Annotated in this window: 21 protein-coding genes and 1 other annotated feature; of the genes, 1 reads left to right on the forward strand and 20 read right to left on the reverse strand. The window is 35.5% G+C overall.

Features of this window, described 5'->3' with window-relative positions:
- Positions 1-72: 72 nt before the first annotated feature.
- Positions 73-285 carry a DUF2536 family protein gene (locus RTL21_RS03425; protein WP_312093339.1) on the forward strand — a complete coding sequence of 71 codons (213 nt, stop codon included), beginning with the start codon at positions 73-75 and terminating at the stop codon, positions 283-285.
- Between the two features lie 50 nt (positions 286-335).
- On the opposite strand, the gene RTL21_RS03430 is transcribed toward RTL21_RS03425, so the two are convergent.
- The 20 genes from RTL21_RS03430 to RTL21_RS03525 all read right to left on the reverse strand — a co-directional run.
- Complete coding sequence (locus RTL21_RS03430) at positions 336-983, reverse strand: DUF1510 family protein (RefSeq protein ID WP_312093341.1); 648 nt, start codon at positions 981-983, stop codon at positions 336-338.
- A 130-nt stretch (positions 984-1113) separates the two neighbouring features.
- The gene (locus RTL21_RS03435; RefSeq protein WP_312093343.1) at positions 1114-2877 is read right to left on the reverse strand and encodes a penicillin-binding transpeptidase domain-containing protein; all 1764 of its coding nucleotides are present in this window, start codon (positions 2875-2877) and stop codon (positions 1114-1116) included.
- Between the two features lie 99 nt (positions 2878-2976).
- Entirely contained in the window at positions 2977-3453 is a 477-nt protein-coding gene (greA, locus tag RTL21_RS03440) for a transcription elongation factor GreA (RefSeq protein WP_312093345.1), read from the reverse strand.
- 176 nt (positions 3454-3629) lie between these two features.
- On the reverse strand, positions 3630-3767 hold the full coding sequence (locus RTL21_RS03445; protein ID WP_312093347.1) for a hypothetical protein: 138 nt from the start codon (positions 3765-3767) through the stop codon (positions 3630-3632).
- A gap of 237 nt (positions 3768-4004) precedes the next feature.
- Positions 4005-4640 (reverse strand): uridine kinase, encoded by a 636-nt coding sequence (udk, locus tag RTL21_RS03450; protein ID WP_312093348.1) that lies wholly within the window; start codon positions 4638-4640, stop codon positions 4005-4007.
- Between the two features lie 4 nt (positions 4641-4644).
- Positions 4645-5913 carry a peptidase U32 family protein gene (locus tag RTL21_RS03455; RefSeq protein WP_312093350.1) on the reverse strand — a complete coding sequence of 423 codons (1269 nt, stop codon included), beginning with the start codon at positions 5911-5913 and terminating at the stop codon, positions 4645-4647.
- A gap of 21 nt (positions 5914-5934) precedes the next feature.
- Positions 5935-6864 carry a peptidase U32 family protein gene (locus tag RTL21_RS03460; protein ID WP_312093439.1) on the reverse strand — a complete coding sequence of 310 codons (930 nt, stop codon included), beginning with the start codon at positions 6862-6864 and terminating at the stop codon, positions 5935-5937.
- A 20-nt stretch (positions 6865-6884) separates the two neighbouring features.
- Entirely contained in the window at positions 6885-7526 is a 642-nt protein-coding gene (locus RTL21_RS03465; protein WP_312093352.1) for an O-methyltransferase, read from the reverse strand.
- 307 nt (positions 7527-7833) lie between these two features.
- A complete protein-coding gene (gene mltG / locus RTL21_RS03470; RefSeq protein ID WP_312093354.1) occupies positions 7834-9015 on the reverse strand; it encodes an endolytic transglycosylase MltG in 1182 nt (393 codons plus the stop codon).
- Between the two features lie 184 nt (positions 9016-9199).
- Positions 9200-9487, reverse strand: coding sequence for a DUF1292 domain-containing protein (locus tag RTL21_RS03475; RefSeq protein WP_031538878.1), 288 nt, complete (start codon positions 9485-9487; stop codon positions 9200-9202).
- A gap of 15 nt (positions 9488-9502) precedes the next feature.
- A complete protein-coding gene (gene ruvX / locus RTL21_RS03480; protein ID WP_312093357.1) occupies positions 9503-9919 on the reverse strand; it encodes a Holliday junction resolvase RuvX in 417 nt (138 codons plus the stop codon).
- Positions 9920-9932: 13 nt separating this feature from the next.
- Positions 9933-10190 (reverse strand): IreB family regulatory phosphoprotein, encoded by a 258-nt coding sequence (locus RTL21_RS03485; protein WP_312093359.1) that lies wholly within the window; start codon positions 10188-10190, stop codon positions 9933-9935.
- 75 nt (positions 10191-10265) lie between these two features.
- Positions 10266-12893 carry an alanine--tRNA ligase gene (gene alaS / locus RTL21_RS03490; RefSeq protein ID WP_312093361.1) on the reverse strand — a complete coding sequence of 876 codons (2628 nt, stop codon included), beginning with the start codon at positions 12891-12893 and terminating at the stop codon, positions 10266-10268.
- Positions 12894-12980: 87 nt separating this feature from the next.
- Positions 12981-13215, reverse strand: a binding site (T-box leader).
- Positions 13216-13274: 59 nt separating this feature from the next.
- Entirely contained in the window at positions 13275-14354 is a 1080-nt protein-coding gene (locus tag RTL21_RS03495; RefSeq protein ID WP_312093363.1) for an AI-2E family transporter, read from the reverse strand.
- A gap of 131 nt (positions 14355-14485) precedes the next feature.
- On the reverse strand, positions 14486-14617 hold the full coding sequence (locus tag RTL21_RS03500) for a YrzQ family protein (RefSeq protein ID WP_312093365.1): 132 nt from the start codon (positions 14615-14617) through the stop codon (positions 14486-14488).
- 55 nt (positions 14618-14672) lie between these two features.
- The gene (locus RTL21_RS03505; protein WP_016202904.1) at positions 14673-14861 is read right to left on the reverse strand and encodes a hypothetical protein; all 189 of its coding nucleotides are present in this window, start codon (positions 14859-14861) and stop codon (positions 14673-14675) included.
- A 512-nt stretch (positions 14862-15373) separates the two neighbouring features.
- Entirely contained in the window at positions 15374-17800 is a 2427-nt protein-coding gene (gene recD2, locus RTL21_RS03510) for an SF1B family DNA helicase RecD2 (protein WP_312093367.1), read from the reverse strand.
- A gap of 33 nt (positions 17801-17833) precedes the next feature.
- On the reverse strand, positions 17834-18484 hold the full coding sequence (locus RTL21_RS03515) for a tetratricopeptide repeat protein (RefSeq protein WP_312093369.1): 651 nt from the start codon (positions 18482-18484) through the stop codon (positions 17834-17836).
- 170 nt (positions 18485-18654) lie between these two features.
- A complete protein-coding gene (gene mnmA, locus RTL21_RS03520; RefSeq protein ID WP_312093371.1) occupies positions 18655-19770 on the reverse strand; it encodes a tRNA 2-thiouridine(34) synthase MnmA in 1116 nt (371 codons plus the stop codon).
- 45 nt (positions 19771-19815) lie between these two features.
- The coding region (locus tag RTL21_RS03525; protein WP_312093373.1) for a cysteine desulfurase family protein at positions 19816-20853 on the reverse strand (1038 nt) is incomplete at its 5' end.

A 20853-nucleotide genomic window follows, 5' to 3' on the forward strand; every position in this document is an offset into this window, starting at 1 on the left:
TCTATTTTGTTATTGTTCTATTGGTTGCTTATGTTATGATATTTTTACTGTATGAGGAAAGGATGTTTAGATATGAATATTCAATTAGAAATGATTGAAGATAAAGTAGAATTTTTCGAAGGAGAGAGTTTAAAATCAATAGAAAAAAAAATAAATGAACAAATTGAAGTAAATAAATCAATCTTACTTTCTGTGCACTCTGTTTCTCATCAAGTTACTCTACTAGATAATGGTCGACCTTATTATACCTCGGTTGTCCACTTTAAAATGAAAAAGCATTTTTAATGCTAATAAAAAAGAACTGGAGAGACATTTCTCCAGTTCCAGTTCTAATCTTAACGAATAATTAATTCTTTAAGTTCCTCTACTTTTGTCGGTTTCCATCCGCTTCCATCTACCCATTCAATATATACTCGATAAATTTCAGATTTGTCTTTGGAAGATACGGTTCCTATTGATTTTTGTGGATCGTTATTGTTATTACCAAGAAACTGCACTGTCATATTACTACTATCTAATCCTGTCGCATAGGATAAAGCTTTTATTTGCTCATTCCAATCCACGCTATCGTCTGAATATGATGCAGCATGCTCACCAGTTTGTGTGGTTCCAATGGGCTCCCAGGACGGATTCTCAATCGTTTTTACCACATTGGAATCACTGCCGCCTTCTGTTACGATTTCACCATTTTCAGATTCTTCTTCCTCTTCTACTGCTGCATCTTCCTCTTCAGTTGTTGTTTCGTCAGATTCATTTGTTGGATTAACTGTTTCATCATCAGTTGCTTCTTGACCTATATTTGTATTACTATCCTGTTTTTTATCAGCATTATTTTCGTCGTTCGTATGAAAGATAGAATAAGATACGAATCCGATTAATAAAATTACGGCAATAATTAACCCATTTAAGATAAGATTCGTTTTCTTTCTTTTAGATCGTTGTTGATATCTCGTACTATTTTCACTATTTGTTTCTTTGCTCAAGGTGTTTCTCCTCCTATTGTCTATCCTTATCCTTTTTATATAAGTAGGCTTACACATAATATTCTATTTCACTGTACATATTTTAACATGGCAGTGTACTTTTAGAAAAGTGTGAACCATAGGTACTTACTTATTGAGCAGACTCATCCTCTTTTTCATATACCCCTTTTACCACCTCTGCAAATAGTTGATTCACTCCACCTTCTTCTGAAAAGACATCTAAATTCACCGTTACTAATGCATATCTAGGCTTATCAAATGGAAAATAGCCTGCAAACCATTTATTATGGAGCTGCTTACCGTCTTGAAATACTCCTGTTTCCGCTGTTCCCGATTTACCTGCAACCGCGTAAGGGAGGTCCTGAAACCATCTACCTGTCCCTTTCTCGTTCGTAACAACTTCTCTTAACAGCTTTTGCAGTCTTGAAGCAGTATAGGGAGAAATTTGTTCTCCTTCTAGCTCCTGTTTACCAAAAGAAAAGAAGGTCGTTCCATTTTTGTATTGTATATCTGATACAACTTGTACGCTTTCCTTCTTACCTCCTTTGGCAATAGTCGCCATCATATTGGCGACAGCTAGTGGGGTAACACGAACTTCATGCTGGCCAATTCCAGTTAAAGCAACGTAGTTCTTATCCTTTTTTGCTTCCTCGTTAAGAAATACTCTTCCCTTTTCTTCTCCACTAAACTGCTGGAAATCTGCCGAATGAAAGACACTGCCTTGCCAACCGACCATGCTTGTTAAAGATAATTTTTCGGCATATTCTTCAATCAAATTCTCATCTATTTCTTTTAAATCCTTTGCTAATGTTCCAAATGTATTATTACAGCTAACAGCAAAGCTTTCTGTAAAGTTTAACATACCATGCTGATAATTTGGATCCGGTTCTCCGTTAATCTTCTTGCTACAATCATATTGAATATTATCGTCATCTAATTCATTATCAATTGCTGCAGCAGCAATGACAGTTTTAAAAACAGATCCAACGATTTGCTGCTTTAACATATAGTTATTTACTCCATCTGTCTGATATGGGTTTGTTTTATTTATTTGTGGTCTTGAAACCATTGCAGCAACGGAATTATCCTCCAAATCTAATAAAACTAAACCACCTTTTTCAATTCCTTGTTCATCGACTAATTTTTCTGCCATCTCCTGTAAATCAGTATCAATCGTTGTTCGAACATTTACAGGGTAAAAAGGATTTCCCGGTTCCACATATTTCACGTTTAAGCCAAAAAGAGGACCTCCTTTTGCATCAACATGATACACTAGCTTCGATTCTCCATCAGGCAATAAAAATTCGTCAAAGCTTCTTTCCAACCCCGTTAATCCGATTAATGTAGAACCTGCCAGCTTTCTATCTGGATATCGTTTCTGTAATTGCTCTTCATTTTGTCCCGTGATACCTAGTAATTGTTCTGCAATATTATTATTAATATGAAATTTTTTTTCGGCAGCAAATACACCTGGAATTTTCAACTGATTGATGGCAGACATTTGACTGTTTGATAATTCAAGAGGTTCTTTATCTCCAAATACTACCGGTTCTTTTGCATCTAAAATGCTTTTCTTTACATTATATTCACTCGTCCCAATAATATCCGCTACTTTTTTGCTATCCCAATCCACTTTGTTTAAAAATGGAAATAATATCAAAACTGCCTTAGTCTGGTGTGTAAGTGCATCTCCTTTTTTATCAAGAAAGGTTCCCCGACCATTGTCTAATTCCATCTCCTGCGATCTTTGCTTCACACTTGCTTCTACCAAATTAATATTATGCTTAGTAAAATGAGTTGTCTCTACCAGCTGTACTTGTATTAATCGTAAAAGCAATACACTCAAGGCGAGCAAAAAAATGATGCCAATGCCAACTATTCTTTTTCTCCACATATAAAAAAACACCTCATCAAGAGTGTTGACGAGGTGTCTCCTTTATAAACAAGTCTATGATAACTTTTTATATTGTTACCAACTCATTTTAAATCATACTTATTTAATTGTTACGATTTGTACATTCATTTCTCCACCTGGAGTTTGTACAATTACCTTGTCTCCAACTTTTTTGCCGATTAAGCTTTTTGCGATTGGAGAATCGTTAGAAATTTTCCCTTCAAACGGATCTGCCTCTGCACTACCAACGATTGTATATGTTTCTTCCTCTCCATCTGGAAGCTCAATAAATGTTACAGAACTACCAAGTGAAACAGTGTCACGATCAAATTCATCTTCAGAGATTATTTTCGCATTGCGAATCATATTTTCAATCGTCGTAATACGACCTTCTACAAATGCCTGCTCCTCTTTCGCAGAATCATACTCTGAGTTTTCGGATAAATCCCCAAAACTACGAGCAATTTTAATACGTTCCACTACTTCTTTACGTTTTACTGTTTTTAATTGTTCTAGTTCCTGTTCTAATTTTTCTTTACCTGCTAATGTCATTGGAAATTCTTTTTCGATTGCCAAAATCTTCACTCCTTCAAGTATGGGATAGTTGAAAAAATAGCAAAAAGGCTATTCTATAAAATCCCTAATAATTATGTATTAAAGATAATAGCACGACAACTTTGGATAGACGCGCTTTTTTCTAATAGAATGAGTTTAATACGGATTGAAGAAAAAAGAAAGCATTTTCTATTAGATTATCCGTTCTGCTTTAACATTTTTTCACTGATTAGTGGTTTTTTGTTAAAGTATACCACTTTTATTTGGTTAGAAATATAGCCAGCAGATTGAATATACACCGTTTTCTTTATGGAGCAATGATCAACGCTATGCAAGCCTTTATGGTTTCCTCTTTCTCGCTACTCCCTGTGGTGTCTACTTGTATTCTCGTCAACTCAATATTAAAACTTTTATTCATTCAAAAAATAATCTAAAGAAATAAATCTAACATTTCTTTGTCTATTCTGCCTGTTATCTTAACCTATTGGTTACTTACATAATCAAAATTGGGAAAAATAGGCTGTCCATTGACAAACAGCCTAATTGTTGGTAATTCAATATTATCTATTGTTTCATAAAAGTGATTTTTGTTCAAGAATTGTTTGAATTTTTGTAACCATTAAATCAATTGCTACATGATTATGGCCACCTTCAGGAATGATAATATCTGCATATCTCTTCGTTGGTTCTATAAATTGATTATGCATCGGGCGAACTACATTGACATATTGTTCAATAACGGAGTCAATGGTTCTTCCTCTTTCTTTGATATCTCTCATCAACCTTCTAATGATACGCAAATCTGCGTCTGTGTCCACAAACAGCTTCATGTCCATTAAATCACGAAGACCCTCATCTTCTAAAATCAATATACCTTCAACAATGATTACATCCTTTGGCTCAACTAATATTGTTTCATCTGAACGAGTATGCATCGCATAATTATATACAGGCTTTTCAACTGCCTCATAATTTAATAATTTTTGGATATGGTTTATTAATAACTCCGTATCAAATGCGAGCGGATGATCATAATTCGTTTTCAATCTCTCCTCAAATGGTAGATGGGATTGATCTTTATAGTAATAATCTTGTTCGATCATTAAAATCGAATGTCCTTTAAAATGGTCAAATATAGCTTTGGTCACACTTGTTTTTCCAGATCCGGAGCCACCTGCGACACCAATAACTACTGGTTTCGGCTGCATGCTTTTAAAGCTCCTTTCGCATCATATTATTTGGATAAACAGGGTGATCCACTTTAAAATTAACAATTTGTAATGGATGTCTTGCAGCATCGATTTCCTTACCATCTGCATCCCAAATTTTATCAACAATCATTGTAAAATTATCGATTTCTGGACCGAAAAACTCGACTTCCTGCCCCTTTTTAAAGAAGTTTCTTTGTTGTAATGTTACTATTTGTGTTTCTTCGTTGTAATCAAGCACTAAACCAGCAAAGTCAAAAGTGGTCTTTTTGCTATGATTTCCAAACATTTGCTCTTTATACCCTGGCTGTCCTTCAAAGAAAGCAGGAGCTGTTTCACGATTTGCGCATTTATCCAGCTCTTTAAGCCATTCCTCATTTATTACAAAATTATCTGGATCTGCACAATAAGCATCAATAACTTTTCGATAGACACTAACTACTGTAGCTATATAATGAATTGATTTCATTCTTCCTTCAATCTTCAAGCTGTCAATCCCAAGTTCAATCATCCGTGGAATCGATTCAACTAGCTTTAAGTCTTTTGGACTCATCGCGAATGGAGCATCTCCATCTGTAAATAAAGCCTGTTCTTTTTCTCCATCCAGCTTGTACAAATCATAATCCCAACGACACGATTGACAGCAGCCACCACGGTTAGAATCTCTAGCAGTCATATGATTACTTAACGTACAACGACCAGAATAAGCAATACACATTGCCCCATGAATGAAAGTTTCAATTTCAATATCTACTTTTTCTTTCATTTCCTTTATTTCATCTGCACTAGTTTCACGAGCAAGTACAACACGCTCTAATCCTTCTTCCTTCCAATACTGAACGGCCTTCCAGTTAGAAAGGGATTGCTGTGTACTTAAATGCACTTCAATTTCTGGAGCTACTTTTCGACATGTCTCAATGATTAAAGGATCTGCAACAATTATTCCGTGTACACCTGCAGTTCTTAAACCTAATAAGTAATCTTCCAAACCATCGATATTTTCGTTGTGTGCAAAAATATTTGTAGTTACATATACTTTCGCCTGATATTTCTTAGCAAACTCCACTCCTTCTTTCATTTCTTCGAAAGTGAAGTTTCCAGCATTCGAACGAAGCCCGTACTCTTGCCCACCAATAAAAACAGCATCTGCACCGTACGCCACAGCAATTTTCAATTTTTCTAAATTACCAGCTGGCGCTAACAGTTCCGGTTTCTTTACAATTACTCTTTTTCCATCTCTTATTTCAGAAATAGGATCTTTAACTAATGTCATTTCCCTTCTCCTCCGTTTTGTTTAGTAAACCGTTTCTTTAAAGAAAAATCCTGTATCCAGTTGTCTGTTAGGTGGTTGAAGCTTTTCGATTTCAGCAAGTAAATTGTCTTTTTCTTCTTCATATCGATCTGGATCATTTAAGTACATCGTTATTGCTTGATGATAAATACCTGTAACTGCAATAATATAGGCTGAATCTTTCAAAAGGCCATCAATTTTAAAAGAATCAACGCCAGCATCCAATAAATCTTGCAGCTCATCAATAATACAAAGATCATTCGGACTCATGATATGCGTTCCATTTTCGTCCTGAAAAATTGGGTATTTATTTTCTCTTTCTTTATCATGCAGAAAGAAGTTTTTATCCGTTTTGTTAGCTTCTAATTCTACTTCTTTCCCTTGATATTGGAAATAATGTTCTAACAAGGTACGTTTTGATTGAAACATTGTTGTCATTCCATGTACCTGAATTTCAATTTCCACTTCTGCATGCTCTTTCGTTTCGATTATCGTATCCATGCTAATTTCTCTTGCTAGAACCGCTCTTTTAGCTCCTTTTCGTCCCCAATAATTACATGTGTACCAATTTGTCCCTGTTGTTTCAGTACTCCAATGTAATTTCAAACTTGGCGCTACTTCTCTAGCAATCATTAATACAGCTGGATCCCCATAGATAACGGCATCTGCTTTCACATCATTTAAAAACCGAAGATATTCTGTTACATCTTCAATTTTATCGTTATGAAAAATTGCATTTACAGCTACATAAATCTTTTTCTCTCTTTGGTGGGCCATTTCAATCGCCTTTTTTACTTCCTCACGATTAAACTCACCAGCTAATCTTAAACCAAATTTTTGCTCACCAATAACAAAGGCATCTGCTCCATTATCAATAAGTGGCTCTATATCGTTTATGCTGGTTGGCGTTACTAGTAATTCCGGTTTTTTCATTATTATCCCCTTTTTCATTATTATCCCCTCTTTTTACTAATTGCAATACCGTCTCCCACAGGTAAAATCGCTGTGTGATAATCCTGATTTTCCATAAGCCATTGATTGTAATTTTTTATTTTACGTACTAATTGGCGAACATTTCTGCTCTCAATCTCACTAGAAGCAACTAAACCGTGAAATAAAATATTATCTGTATAGACAATTCCATCGTCTGCTAAAAACTGGCTGTATAGATTGAAAAACTTTTGATACTGACCCTTTGCAGCATCAATAAAAATTGCATCGAACGGTCCATATTGTTCCACTATAGAATCAAGTTCAAGGGCATCACCTTGCAATAAGATAACTTGGGATTCTCGCTTGAGCCTTTTGACATTTTCTTTTGCTATTATATACCGTTGTTCATCTCTTTCAATCGTAATTATTTGAGAAGATGGAAGCGCATCAGCCATTCTTAATGCAGAATAACCAATAGCAGTACCAACTTCCAATATTTTTTTTGGTTGCTGAATACGTAGTAATTGTAGTAATGCTTCTATCCCTATTAACTCCATAATCGGCACATCATTTTTTTTAGCATACTCTTCGATTTCTCTCAACTGATCATTTCTTTCTGGAATTAATTGTTCAATGTAATCCAGGATTTGTTTATTTTGCAAGGATGAGTCCCTCCTATTTTCCTTAAAGCCCTATCCTTTTGTCTTCTACCTAAAAATAGTTAGCTTCTATATAAAGAACCTAACAACTCATAAAAAGTGTATGAAATTCGGATAATGAAACATTACACACTCAAAAACACTTGTACCATTTTATCATAAAATATTGCAGAATGCTAATAAATCTCGCTATCTAAGGGAAATCCCCTACAAAAATTGACGATTTTTCGAACAAACAAATTCGCAAATCAAAAAATCCATAAATAAAAAGACTGCAGCCATCCATTTGGGTTTGTCCGCAGTCTTTTATTTAGTTATTCTCCGTAATATACTTAGCTTTCAAGTCATTATGCTCATTGAGTGATTTAGAGAAATACACTTTCCCATCCTTTGAAGCTAGAAAGTATAAATAATCCGTTTCTTCCGGATCTAACGCAGCTTCCATGGAAACTGTTCCAGCATTTGCAATCGGTCCAGGTGGTAAGCCCACATTTTGATAGGTATTATATGGTGAATCTACCTCTAAATCCTTATAAAGTACTCTATCTTTATGTTCCTCTAATGCATAGAGGACAGTTGGATCTGTTTGCAAAGGCATGCCTTGTTCAATCCGATTATAGAAGACACTTGCAATTTTCTTTCGATCCACATTTTTTGTTGCCTCTTCTTCAATTAAAGAAGACATTGTTAAAAATTGATGGACCGTTAAGTTATCTCGAACTATTTCCGATTCATAAGCTTTTACTACACTTTCCGTTTTATCAAGCATGACAGAAACAATCGCTTCTAGTGTTGGTTTTTCTTCATAATACGAATAAGTAGCAGGGAATAAATACCCTTCAAGGGGATGTTTAATGTTTTTTGCCCAAATCTCTGTTGTAAGAAGATCAGGATACTTGGCCATTAAGCCTTTAATAAAAGCCTCGTCATTTAATTGCTTCCGGAGATTGCCGCTATCATCGCTGAAAAAACAAATCTCTGCTTCCTTTTGATTTGTTTTTTCAGCGATGATAGCGGCAATCTCCTGAAGCTGCTTGCCTTCAGGTATCGTCATTGTAAAGACTGGGTCCTGCATAATCTTTCCTGTTTTTAAGCTTTCAATAATATCCTGAATCGACATGGAGGGATTCATATGATACTCGCCTGCCATAAAATTCGACTCATTTTTGAATTTTACATAATATTTAAATACCTTTGCATTTTTTACGAGTCCATTATCTTCAAGCAATTGAGAAATAGTGCTAACACCAGAACCAATTGGAATATCAATAATAATTTCTTGCTCACTTTCAGGATTAACGGGTTGTAAGGCTGATTTAATATAGAAATAACCAGTTGTCCCTACAATTGCTATAATTACAATTAATGCAAAGGCAACGATTGCAACGATTCTTCTCACTAATTTCGCTTCTTGTTGTCTCTGATGTAAATTAGCTAAAAATAACTCTTTCTTGCTATTAGAAGCATTGTTTTCTTCTTTATTTTTAGTCAATCTTTTCCCTCCTTGACACAAACCACTCAAACATTTTTTACATATCTCGACCTATTATACTATATTTTGCAAAAAAAGTTGTAGCTTTTATCGAAATTTACATCTAGAGGGAAGTTAATAAGATTAGAATTACAATGGTATCAAAAAAAAAAGAGCCCTTAAGGACTCTTTTTTTAAACGATGATTACTCTTCTTCTTGTTCAGCAAGGAATGTATTTAACATTTCTTCAACAAGATCCCATTCTTCCTCTGTTTCAATTGGAGAAAGTTCACCGTCTCCTGTTTCTTCATTTGGAATGAAAGAAGATGCGTGGATATCAATTTCTTCATCGTCATCTCCTTCTCCCATAGGATAGTATAATACATATGATTTTCCAAATTCATCAGATTCAAATGTAAACAGAATCTCACATAATTGTTCATTTCCTTGTTCGTCTACAACTGTAATTGTATTAGTTTCGCCATGTTCCATTATATTTCCACCTCATTATTTTTGGCTGTCTAAATACCCTTGCAAAATCAAGGATGCAGCCATTTTATCAATAACCTTCTTGCGTTTTTTCCTACTAACATCTGCTTCTAAGAGGATTCTCTCAGCAGCCATTGTTGTTAGTCGTTCATCCCAAAATATAACTGGTAATTCAAATCGCTCTTCTAATAGCTTGCCATACAATTGACTAGCTTCTCCACGAAATCCTATACTACCATTCATATTTTTCGGAAGTCCAACCACTATTTTACCTACATCATACTCAACAATCAAGGACCCAATGCGATCTAGACCAAATCGCTCTTTTTCTTCATCGATTTGAATCGTTTCTATTCCTTGTGCTGTCCATCCTAAAGCATCGCTAACAGCTACTCCTACTGTTTTTGAGCCAACATCCAAGCCCATTACTCGCATATGTTTATTCCTCTCATTGCTGTTTTAAATAAAATTTCACAAGTTCCTCAATGATTTCATCACGCTCTAATTTTCTGATGATATTTCGCGCATCCATATGGCGGGGAATATAGGCTGGGTCCCCGGAAAGCAGATATCCAACAATTTGATTAATCGGATTATACCCTTTTTCTTGAAGTGCTTCGTACACTTGATAAAGTACTTCTTTTACATCATGTTCATACGGTTCTTCTGGAAAATTGAATCTCATTGTTTTATCGAATGAGCTCATTTTGAAACACCTCATTTCCTTTTCGAACAATTTCTGTTTAGAGTTATCTACATTTTACACTACTTGTCTCTAATATCAAACGGATTTCACGTATTCTTCTACAAATTCTAGGGCATCTTTTAATTTTGATGGATCCTTTCCTCCTGCTTGAGCCATATCTGGACGACCACCGCCGCCGCCGCCACAAATGGTAGCTACTTCTTTCACAATCTTCCCTGCATGGAAGCCTTTTTCCATTAAATCTTTTGTTACACCAGCAATTATATTAACTTTGCCTTCATTTGCACTACCAAGTACTAATACAACAGAGCCAATTTTTTGTTTTAATTCATCTGCCATAGTACGAAGATTATTCATATCGACATTTGGTATGGAAGCCACTAAAACAGGAACCTCATTTATTATTTTTACTTTGTCTACAAGGTTGCCAGCTTCAATATTGCTTATTTTTGCAGCAAGTGACTCATTTTCACGTTGTAATTGCTTTACTTCTGTAAGAAGACTGTCAATTCGAGTAGAAACATCCTTTGGACTAGTCTTTAACTTATTTGCAGCTTCTTTCAATAAATGGATTTGATCTGTTAACTGCTGGTAAGCTGCTTGTCCAGTTACTGCTTCAATACGTCTAGTACCTGCACCAATTCCAGCTTCCGAAACAATTTTAAATAGACCAATTGCTGAAGTATTGTCTACATGACACCCACCACATAATTCTAAACTATATTTACCAACCTGAACAACACGAACGACTTTACCGTATTTTTCACCAAATAAAGCCATTGCCCCCATTGCTTTTGCCTCATCTATATCTTTGTAATCAATTTGGACCGCAATACTTTCCCAAATTTTTTCATTTACGATTCTTTCTATTTCATCTAATTCTTCTGCTGTAATTTGCCCGAAATGAGAAAAATCAAAGCGTAAGCGATCTGGTTGCACAAGGGAACCAGCCTGATTAACATGTGTTCCTAAAATATCCTTTAAAGCCTGATGCAATAAATGAGTTGCTGTATGGTTCTTAACAATTTTTGAACGATTTTGGCTATCTACTGTTGCATTTAATACATCATTAATCATAACAGCTCCCGTTTCAATCGTTCCTCTATGGAGATTTTGACCATTAGGTGCTTTTTGAACATCTTCTACTCTGATTGTGACATGATCATTTTTTACGCTTCCTTTGTCAGCAATCTGTCCACCGCTCTCTGCATAAAATGGCGTTTTATCTAAGATAAACTGAATTTCATCGCCTGCTTCAGCGGACTCTACTTCTTCCCCATTTTTTAATAATGCAATGATTTTTGCTTCAGTTGCCCACTCTTCATAACCAACAAATTGACTTTCAACCTTGATATTCCCTAGAACACCACTTTGAACTTGCATACTATCTACTTCTTGACGAGCTTTTCTTGCACGATCACGCTGACTTTCCATTTCTCTTTCAAAACCTTCATGATCAATGCGAAGACCTTGTTCTTCCGCATATTCCTCTGTTAGTTCTACTGGGAAACCATAGGTATCATATAAACGGAAAATATCTTCTCCTGCTATTACGCCTATTTCTTTTGCTTTCTCCATTACTTCGGAAAGGATTGCAAGACCTTCATTTAATGTTTCATGGAATCTTTCTTCTTCACTTTTCATTACTTTTTGAATGAACTCCGTCTTTTCCTTTACAGTTGGATAATAATCAACCATAATTTCTGCAACAACTGGAACTAATTCAAACATAAATGGACGATTAATGTTAATTTTCTTTGCATATCGTACTGCTCTACGCAATAATCTTCTTAATACATAGCCTCTTCCTTCATTCGATGGAAGTGCTCCGTCCCCAATCGCAAAAGCAACTGTACGTATATGATCCGCGATAACTTTAAATGCTTCATCACTCGAAGAATCTTTTCCATACTTCACGTTAGCTAATTGTTCCGTAGCCTGAATAATCGGCATAAACAAATCTGTATCAAAGTTAGTCGGAACATTTTGGACAACAGATGCCATACGCTCCAAGCCCATGCCAGTATCAATATTCTTCTTTGGAAGCGGAGTATAAGTGCCATCTGGATTATGGTTAAATTCAGAGAAAACAAGATTCCAAACCTCTAGATAACGGTCATTCTCTCCACCTGGATATAATTCTGGATCATTGATATCGTTACCGTATTCAGGACCACGATCATAGAATATTTCTGTATTTGGACCACTCGGACCTTCTCCGATATCCCAGAAGTTCCCTTCTAGACGAATAATTCGATTCTCTGGAACACCAATTTTATCTTTCCATAAAACATATGCTTCTTCATCTTCTGGATGAATGGTTACAGATAATTTCTCTTTATCAAAGCCAATCCATTTCTCATCAGTTAAAAACTCCCATGCCCATTCAATTGCTTCTTCTTTAAAATAATCACCAATTGAAAAATTGCCGAGCATTTCAAAAAATGTATGGTGACGAGCTGTTTTTCCTACGTTTTCAATATCATTCGTCCGGATAGACTTTTGTGCATTTGTTATTCTTGGATTTTCTGGAATTACTCTTCCATCAAAATATTTCTTTAAAGTAGCTACTCCACTATTAATCCACAATAAAGATGGATCGTCATGGGGAACTAAAGATGCACTTGGTTCAATTGCATGCCCTTTGCCTTGGAAAAATTCTAAAAATTTGCTTCTGATCTCTGCGCCAGTTAAATTCTGCATAATATATTCCTCCTGTTTTACTTTATGTATTTCCTACAAATATAGAGTTTCACCTTTTTTTCGGCATAAAAAAAACTTCCATCCCTGGACAGGGACGAAAGTATTGCTCGCGGTACCACCCTGATTATGGATAAAAAGTATTCAAAAATACTAAAAAGTGTTATCCATCTCTCAATTGTCCTTAACGCGGAAAACGGCAGTGATTAGCTGCATTCAAGAACTAGCTTTCAATTATCCTTCACTTAGAACTCCTTTCAGCCTAAAGGGAATTCTTCTCTTTTCAAGTGGTCTATAATCTACTTGTTTCTTTCATCATTTTATCCATATATGCTTCATTCGAATTATACTGATTATTAGTCAGTATTGTCAATAACGGTCTGTTTATATACGGTTCATTTCTGGCTCTTTTTTTCCAAAGTGCTTTCTCATATGGATAATTGCGACTTTAGCTATTGATAATAACGGAACAGCAACTATCATGCCAATCATGCCTCCAACCTCTTCTCCTAATAAAAGAGCAAACATAATAAATAGTGGATGCATATGAGTGCTTTTTCCCACTATGTATGGGGACAATATATTTCCTTCAAGAAATTGCAAAATAATAATGATAATAACCACAATTATCAGCATTTTAACAGAATCAGTGCTTGCCACAATTAAAGCAGGTATAGCACCAATAATAGGACCAAAATATGGAATGACATTAGTTGCCCCTACAATGATTCCCAATACTAACGCAAATTTCATATGGAACACCCAAAATAATATCATCGAGATAACACCAATAATGGTACAAACCAATAATTGCCCTCTTATATAGCTACCTAATGATTCATTTACATCTTCCAAAAATAAATGAGCACTATTGCGCCATCTTTTTGGAATTAACCCGTTAAAGGCTTTTCTCACCGCATCAATATCTTTAAGCATGTAAAAAGAGATAAATGGAATAAGCATAATGACAATCGAATAATTGATCATTCCCATTGCTCCATTAATTACTTTATTCAAAAGAGATTCCATCTTTATTTCAAATATATCAATACCTCGGTCGACTTTTTCCTGTAGATTAAACGGCCAAGACTTCATTTTATTTTGGATTGAGTCAATAAGATCTTTATAACTTTCTGCAAGCTTAGGAGCACTTTCTGTAAGCTCTTCAAGCTGTTGAATAAGAATGGGAATTCCTTTATATAAGGCAAATCCAATCCCGCCAAAAAAAAGAATATAGATAAGTGCAACCGATAATCCTCTATGCAAACCTTTTTTATGTAGTAATTCTACGATCGGATGTAATAAATAGGTAATAAATGCTCCAATGATAAAAGGAGTAATAACCTTTGCTATAAGACTTAAAACAGGCAACCAAATCGGTGATAATTTAATAAACACAAATAAAACGATAAAAAGTAATAAAGTAAATCCTAATCGGTAATACCATTTTATTCTTATATCCATTTCCTTACCTCCCTCCTAAATTAGTGTGAGAGATAGAAGGATTTTTTATGCATAGTCTAATACCTATTCCTATTTTCAGAGAAAAAAGACTGTAGACTTTTACAGCTTGTCTACAGCCTTTCAATAGCATATTAAAACATTTTCATCACTTTCTTTTGCATTCTTTTAAGTTGCTTTTGACTTATCATATTATTTTTTTGCATATAGCCTATTGCTACTACACCTGCACCAATTGCTATTGCTGTATTGATTGCTTTACCCATTTTACTTTGCACTCCTTTTTATAGAAGAGAGCGCCAATACTATATAGAGAAAATCCTAGCTTAATCGACGCTCTTCTTCTTCAAATAAATCATCTAAAGAACTTAAGCTACCATCTTCTTCCACTTGATGTGTGTGAATAATCCCCTTTGTTAGAGATAATTCAATAAAACAATTCCAGCAGTAATATTGATTGATTCCAATTTTTCCAATATCTTTGCTCTGGCAATTTGGACATTTGAGCATAGGAAACACCTCATCTTCATTCGTTTCATGAAATATTCCATAAAACATGGAATTCCCAGTTAAGTATTCCCATTATGCTCCATTTAGCGTCCAAATATACCAGACTTTCTTAGGAGTTGGCGATTTTTATGGAGTTTTAGAATCGATACTGGATTATTCGAAGAAGAATAACATTACTATTTTCCGCAAAGGATTTAAAATCATGTAGTGCAAACTTTGGCAAAAAAAGAGGTTGGGACAAAAGGATTTCCCACTACAGATAGACCCAAACGATTTTACGAGGTTACCAACAAAAGGTTTGTATAAACCGTTCAGGATTTATTATTTGTTTTAAAAAAGATGTTCCATGAAGTTTGCAACTATTACCCGCAGCATACACTTCACTTTTTCGTGAAGATCACGCTAAAATTTAAGAGATATTCTTCATTGTCTATTTAATTTTGTCCCAGCCTAATTCCTCTAGAAGGAAATTTATTATTGAATTATGTTTAAATAAGACCCAAAAGTAATCCTTATGCTTCAGATGCTTCCATAAAATCATATGGCGTAATATTGTCCATGCCAATCATTGGATCAATTTCATTTATTTTGCCTTCGTATAATAAATCAAATGAATCCTCAGTAGACAACTCAGCTTTTTCGTCTGGCTTGTAGACATCTGCAAACATTTCTTTAATTTTTTCTTTTAAGGTCGTTTGCCGGTTTAATTCGTCATTTCTGCTGACGCCTAGTTCCATTGCTTCTACTTCTCCGCAAAGGATCAAGAATTGTTTACTTCTTGTTATCCCAGTATAAATTAGATTTTTTCTTAACATCCGATAATAGCTTTTAACGATAGGCATAATGACGATTGGAAACTCGCTTCCCTGCGATTTATGGACAGAACAGCAGTAAGCAAGGGTTATTTGGTTTAAATCCTGTCTCGTATAGGTTGCTTCTATTCCATCAAAAGAGACAATAACCATGTCTTGCTTTTCTGTATTTTCCTTCGCGTAAAAAATCGATACAATTTCCCCCATGTCTCCATTAAAAACATTGCTTTCTGGTTGATTGACAAGCTGAAGAACTTTATCACCAATTCGATATGTAACATCCCCAAATTTCAGCTCTTTTCGGGAGCCATCAGGATTAGGATTTAATATTTCCTGTAAAATTTCGTTTAATCGATCTATTCCTGCTGGACCTCTATACATAGGAGCCAATACTTGGATATCCATCGGTGCAAAACCTTTGTTTTTCGCATTTAGCACTATTTTTTCAATTGCTTGTGGAATTTGACTAGAAGAGCACTTTATAAACGAGCGATCTCCCTGTGGGACAAGTAAATTTGCTGGCAATTGTCCCTTTTTCATTTCATGGGCAAGTTCGATAATAGAAGATCCCTCTGCTTGTCGATAAATATCTTTCAGCTTAACGGTTGGAATGCACGCTGAATCAAGCAAATCCTTTAAGACTTGACCTGGTCCTACTGATGGAAGTTGATCCTCATCTCCTACAATAATCACTTGAATATGCTCTGGTAGTGCTTTAAATAATTGATGGGCTAACCATATATCTACCATTGATGTCTCGTCCACAATTAGAATCTTTCCTTCAAGAGGATGATCCTCATCTCGCTCAAACGTTCCTGTCCCATTCCATCCTAACAGGCGATGAATCGTAACAGCAGGTAGCCCTGTAGATTCTGCCATCCGCTTTGCAGCTCTACCTGTAGGTGCCGCGAGAATAAAAGGGTAGGGCTCGTCATTTTTATAATCTTTTGGATCAAGGGAGCATCCATGTAATTCACCATACAATTCGACAATTCCTTTTATTACTGTCGTTTTCCCAGTACCAGGACCACCTGTTAAAAGAAGCATTGGCGACATCAAGGCAGTTTGAATTGCTTCTCTTTGAGATGGGGCATATTGGACACCTATTCGGTCCTCCAAATTTCCAAGTGCAAGGAGAAATTCAGATTCGGGAAATTGATCTTTATACTCGCTTTGTTCCATCACACGCTTAATATTCCGTACGACTCCTTTTTCTGAGAAGAACAAGGAAGGTAAATATATCCTCTTATTTTCAACTATGATTTTTCTTTCTGCTTCCAGTTGAATAATTTGATCTGCAATTTGCGAAAATTCAATTTCCTCTTTTTGATTTTCTTCAAGCAGGACTTTAACTTTTTCCAGCAGATATTCAGCTTGGAGGTATACATGTCCCTCTTGATTGCTGCTTAACTCTAAAATATATAAGCAGCCTGCTTTTAGTCGATCAGGATGATTTCCAGTAATGCCTATCTGTGCCCCTAGATCATCTGCTTTTCCAAATCCAATTCCTTCAATGTCTTCCACCAATTTATATGGACTAGTCTGCACTATTTCTATCGTATTTTCTTTATACACTTGATAAATCTTCATTGATAATTGTGGACCAAAGCCAAATTGATTTAATGAAACCATCGCTTGTTCTAAACCTTGGTTTTTCATTAAAGTGTCATATAGTATCTTTGCTTTATCAGGAGCCAGTTTAGGTACTGTATCTAAAATCGACGGCTGATTCATTATTTTAGAAATCGCTTCTTCTCCCAATGTATCGACAATATTTTCAGCTGTTTTTTCCCCAATCCCCTTAAACAGATTGCTGGATAAATATGCGATAATCCCTTGCTTTGATTGTGGCATTTCTTTTCGAAAAGAAGTTGCTTGCAGCTGTAGCCCAAATCTTGGATGCTCTTTAAAATCACCATAGAATGTATAAGACTCTTCCTCATTCATCTTTGGCAAATAACCAGTAATAACTGCTTCTTTATCATCATAATCATGATTGGTTTCATCTACTCTTATTCTTAAAACCGAGTAGAGATTTTGTTCATTATGAAAAATGGTAACAAGATGTCGTCCTTTCACATACTTTTTTTCCTTTTCAAAAAGATCCAAAGAATTTTGCTCGTTCAACTCACATCCTCCTTTCTATACTCTACACCCCTATTAATTTCCTTCGATTATTTGCTTCCCATAGCCAGCAAGGAGATGGTCTGGCTGAATTTCTAATGCCTTATCCAACATTTCCATTGCTTTTTCCGTCTCTTCTTTAAAGCCATAGGCAACGCCTAAATTGTAGTAAGCATCCGCGTGAGTAGCGTCTAATGAAATACAGGATTGAAATTGAGTAATTGCCTCATCGATATATTCATTTTGAGCTAAACAAAGACCTAATTGAAAAAATGCCTCAGCATCTTGATTATTTAATTCAACAGCACGTTGAAAATAAGGAATAGCAAGCTTCCCCTTCTCTAAACCAACATAAGTTAATCCTAGCATAAAGAAATTATCACTAGTTTCTAATCCTTTTGCTAGTGCTTGTTCAAACATTGTTTTAGCGGACTCTAAATCCTCTTTCTCATAATAAACCGCACCTGCACTATAATAAGCTGCAGCCGTAGTATCATCTATTTCTATCGCCTTTTGATAAAAGGATAACGCTCTTGTCTCATCTCCTAAGGCAGATAGGACATTTCCAAAGTTAACGTAGGAAACAGCATTAGTAGGATTTTTCTCGATTTCTTCCATAAAAAATTTAGCTGCTTCTTCCCATTTTCCTTCTTTCATATATTGTATTCCTAATTGACTATTATCCATCTTAAACACTCCATTTCATATTGGTAGTATAGCATATTTTCAAATAGAATTCGGTTGAAACAACAGACAAAAGAAACTAGCAAATCATCCTAAAGCAGGAATATTGCTAGCTTCCTTTTTCTCTTCTAAAAAAACTGCCGACTAACTCATTAGTTAGCCGACACTTATCATTAACCGACATAAGTTAATCTTTCATTATTTCGGAACACCTTATCAATCGTTCCACCGCCTAAGCATTCTTCACCTTGATAGAATACTACTGCTTGTCCTGGTGTTACAGCACGAATCGGTTCATGGAAAATGACTTTCACTGAATTTTCACCCATAACCTCAACGGTAACTTTATTGTCAGGCTGACGGTAGCGGAATTTAGCTGTACATTCCAAAGATGTACCTATGCTATCTTTGGAAACCCAGCTAATATCTGTTGCAATAATGCTGTCTGAATAAAGTAATTCATGATGAAAGCCTTGTCCTACATAGAGAACATTTCGTTTTAAATCCTTCCCAATTACAAACCAAGGATCCCCACTTCCACCAATTCCAAGACCGTGTCTTTGTCCAATTGTATAATACATAAGACCATCGTGACGGCCCATTACTTCGCCATCCATTGTTTCCATATTCCCTTTTTGAGCAGGTAGATATCCACTTAAGAATTCTTTAAAATTGCGTTCTCCAATGAAGCAAATACCTGTGCTATCTTTTTTCGTAGCAGTGGCAAGATTTGCTTTCGCAGCGAGTTCGCGAACCTTTGATTTTTCCATGCTACCAATAGGGAACATTACTTTGCTTAGTTGCTCTTCTGTTAGTTGATTCAAAAAATATGTTTGATCTTTATTATCATCTTTTCCTCTAAGCATACGCACTTTCCCATCTTCTCTAACAACTTGTGCATAATGTCCTGTCGCTAAATAATCTGCTCCAAGGTTCATCGCATGCTCTAAGAAAGCTTTAAACTTAATTTCTTTATTACACATAACGTCAGGATTAGGCGTTCTACCAGCCTTATACTCATCAAGAAAATAAGTAAATACTTTATCCCAGTATTGTTTTTCAAAGTTTACTGCATAATAAGGAATCCCTAATTGATTGCAGACACGGATAACATCTTCATAATCCTCTGTAGCGGTGCAGACACCAAATTCATCGGTATCATCCCAGTTTTTCATGAAAATCCCAATTACATCATATCCTTGTTCTTTTAAAAGAAGTGCTGCAACAGACGAGTCAACGCCACCGGACATCCCTACTACAACACGTGTATCTTTCGATGCTTTTTCCATTTCAATTTCCCCTTTAGCCCTTCCCTTTGATGGAAGGGAAGGTATTTATTTTGTCAGTCGGTTTATAATTTTTACTAACTCTTGACCGACCTTTTCTATTTGTTGTTCCGTATTATTTAAACCAAAGCTAAATCGAATCGAATTTTTCGTTCTCTCCGATTCTTTGCCAAACATGCTTACTAGGACATGGGATGGTTCGATTGATCCTGCAGTACATGCTGAACCACTTGAAGCAGCAATTCCCGCTAAATCAAGATTAACTAACATCGCTTCCACATTTGTACCAGGAAAGCTTAAGTTTAAAACATGTGGCAATGTATTTTCAACTAATCCGTTTTGCTTAAATGAAATATTATTTTCTTTTAAGATTCCGATCAGTATTTCCTTATACTTTTTATATTGCTCTCTCTTTTGTAATCTATCCTGCCCGGCAATTTCTACGGCCAGTTGAAAACCTGCTACGGAAGGTACATTTTCTGTGCCAGCTCTTCTTTTTTTCTCTTGCTCTCCACCAAATAATTGCGGATTTAGCTTAATACCGTTTCTTACATATAAAAAGCCTATTCCTTTAGGCCCGTTAATCTTATGGGAAGAAACGGATAGAAGATCGATATGCTGCTCTTTCACATCAATAGCCTCTAAACCATAGGCTTGTACAGCATCTGTGTGGAATACGGCAGGGTGATCTTTTAATAGTAATCCTATTTCCTTAATTGGCTGTATAGATCCTATTTCATTATTGCCATACATAATGGTAACGAGAATGGTATCTTCTCTTAATGCAGACTTTAAGTCATTTAAATCAATTACACCCGCTTCATTAACAGGAAGATAAGTAATCTCATACCCGTTTTTCTCTAATTCATAGCAAGCATGCAATACAGCGTGATGCTCAATTTCTGTTGTAATAATATGTTTTCCTTTTGCCTCTTTGCCTTTCGCAATGCCAAAGATAGCATAATTATCAGCTTCTGTACCGCCACTAGTAAAAATAATCTCATTCTCTTGTGCACCAATACTAGAAGCAATCACTGCTCTTGCATTATCCAAGATATTTCTAGCCTGTCTGCCATAGGCATGAAT

This window comes from Niallia sp., from assembly GCF_031978665.1.
Classification (GTDB): Bacteria; Bacillota; Bacilli; order Bacillales; family Cytobacillaceae; genus Niallia.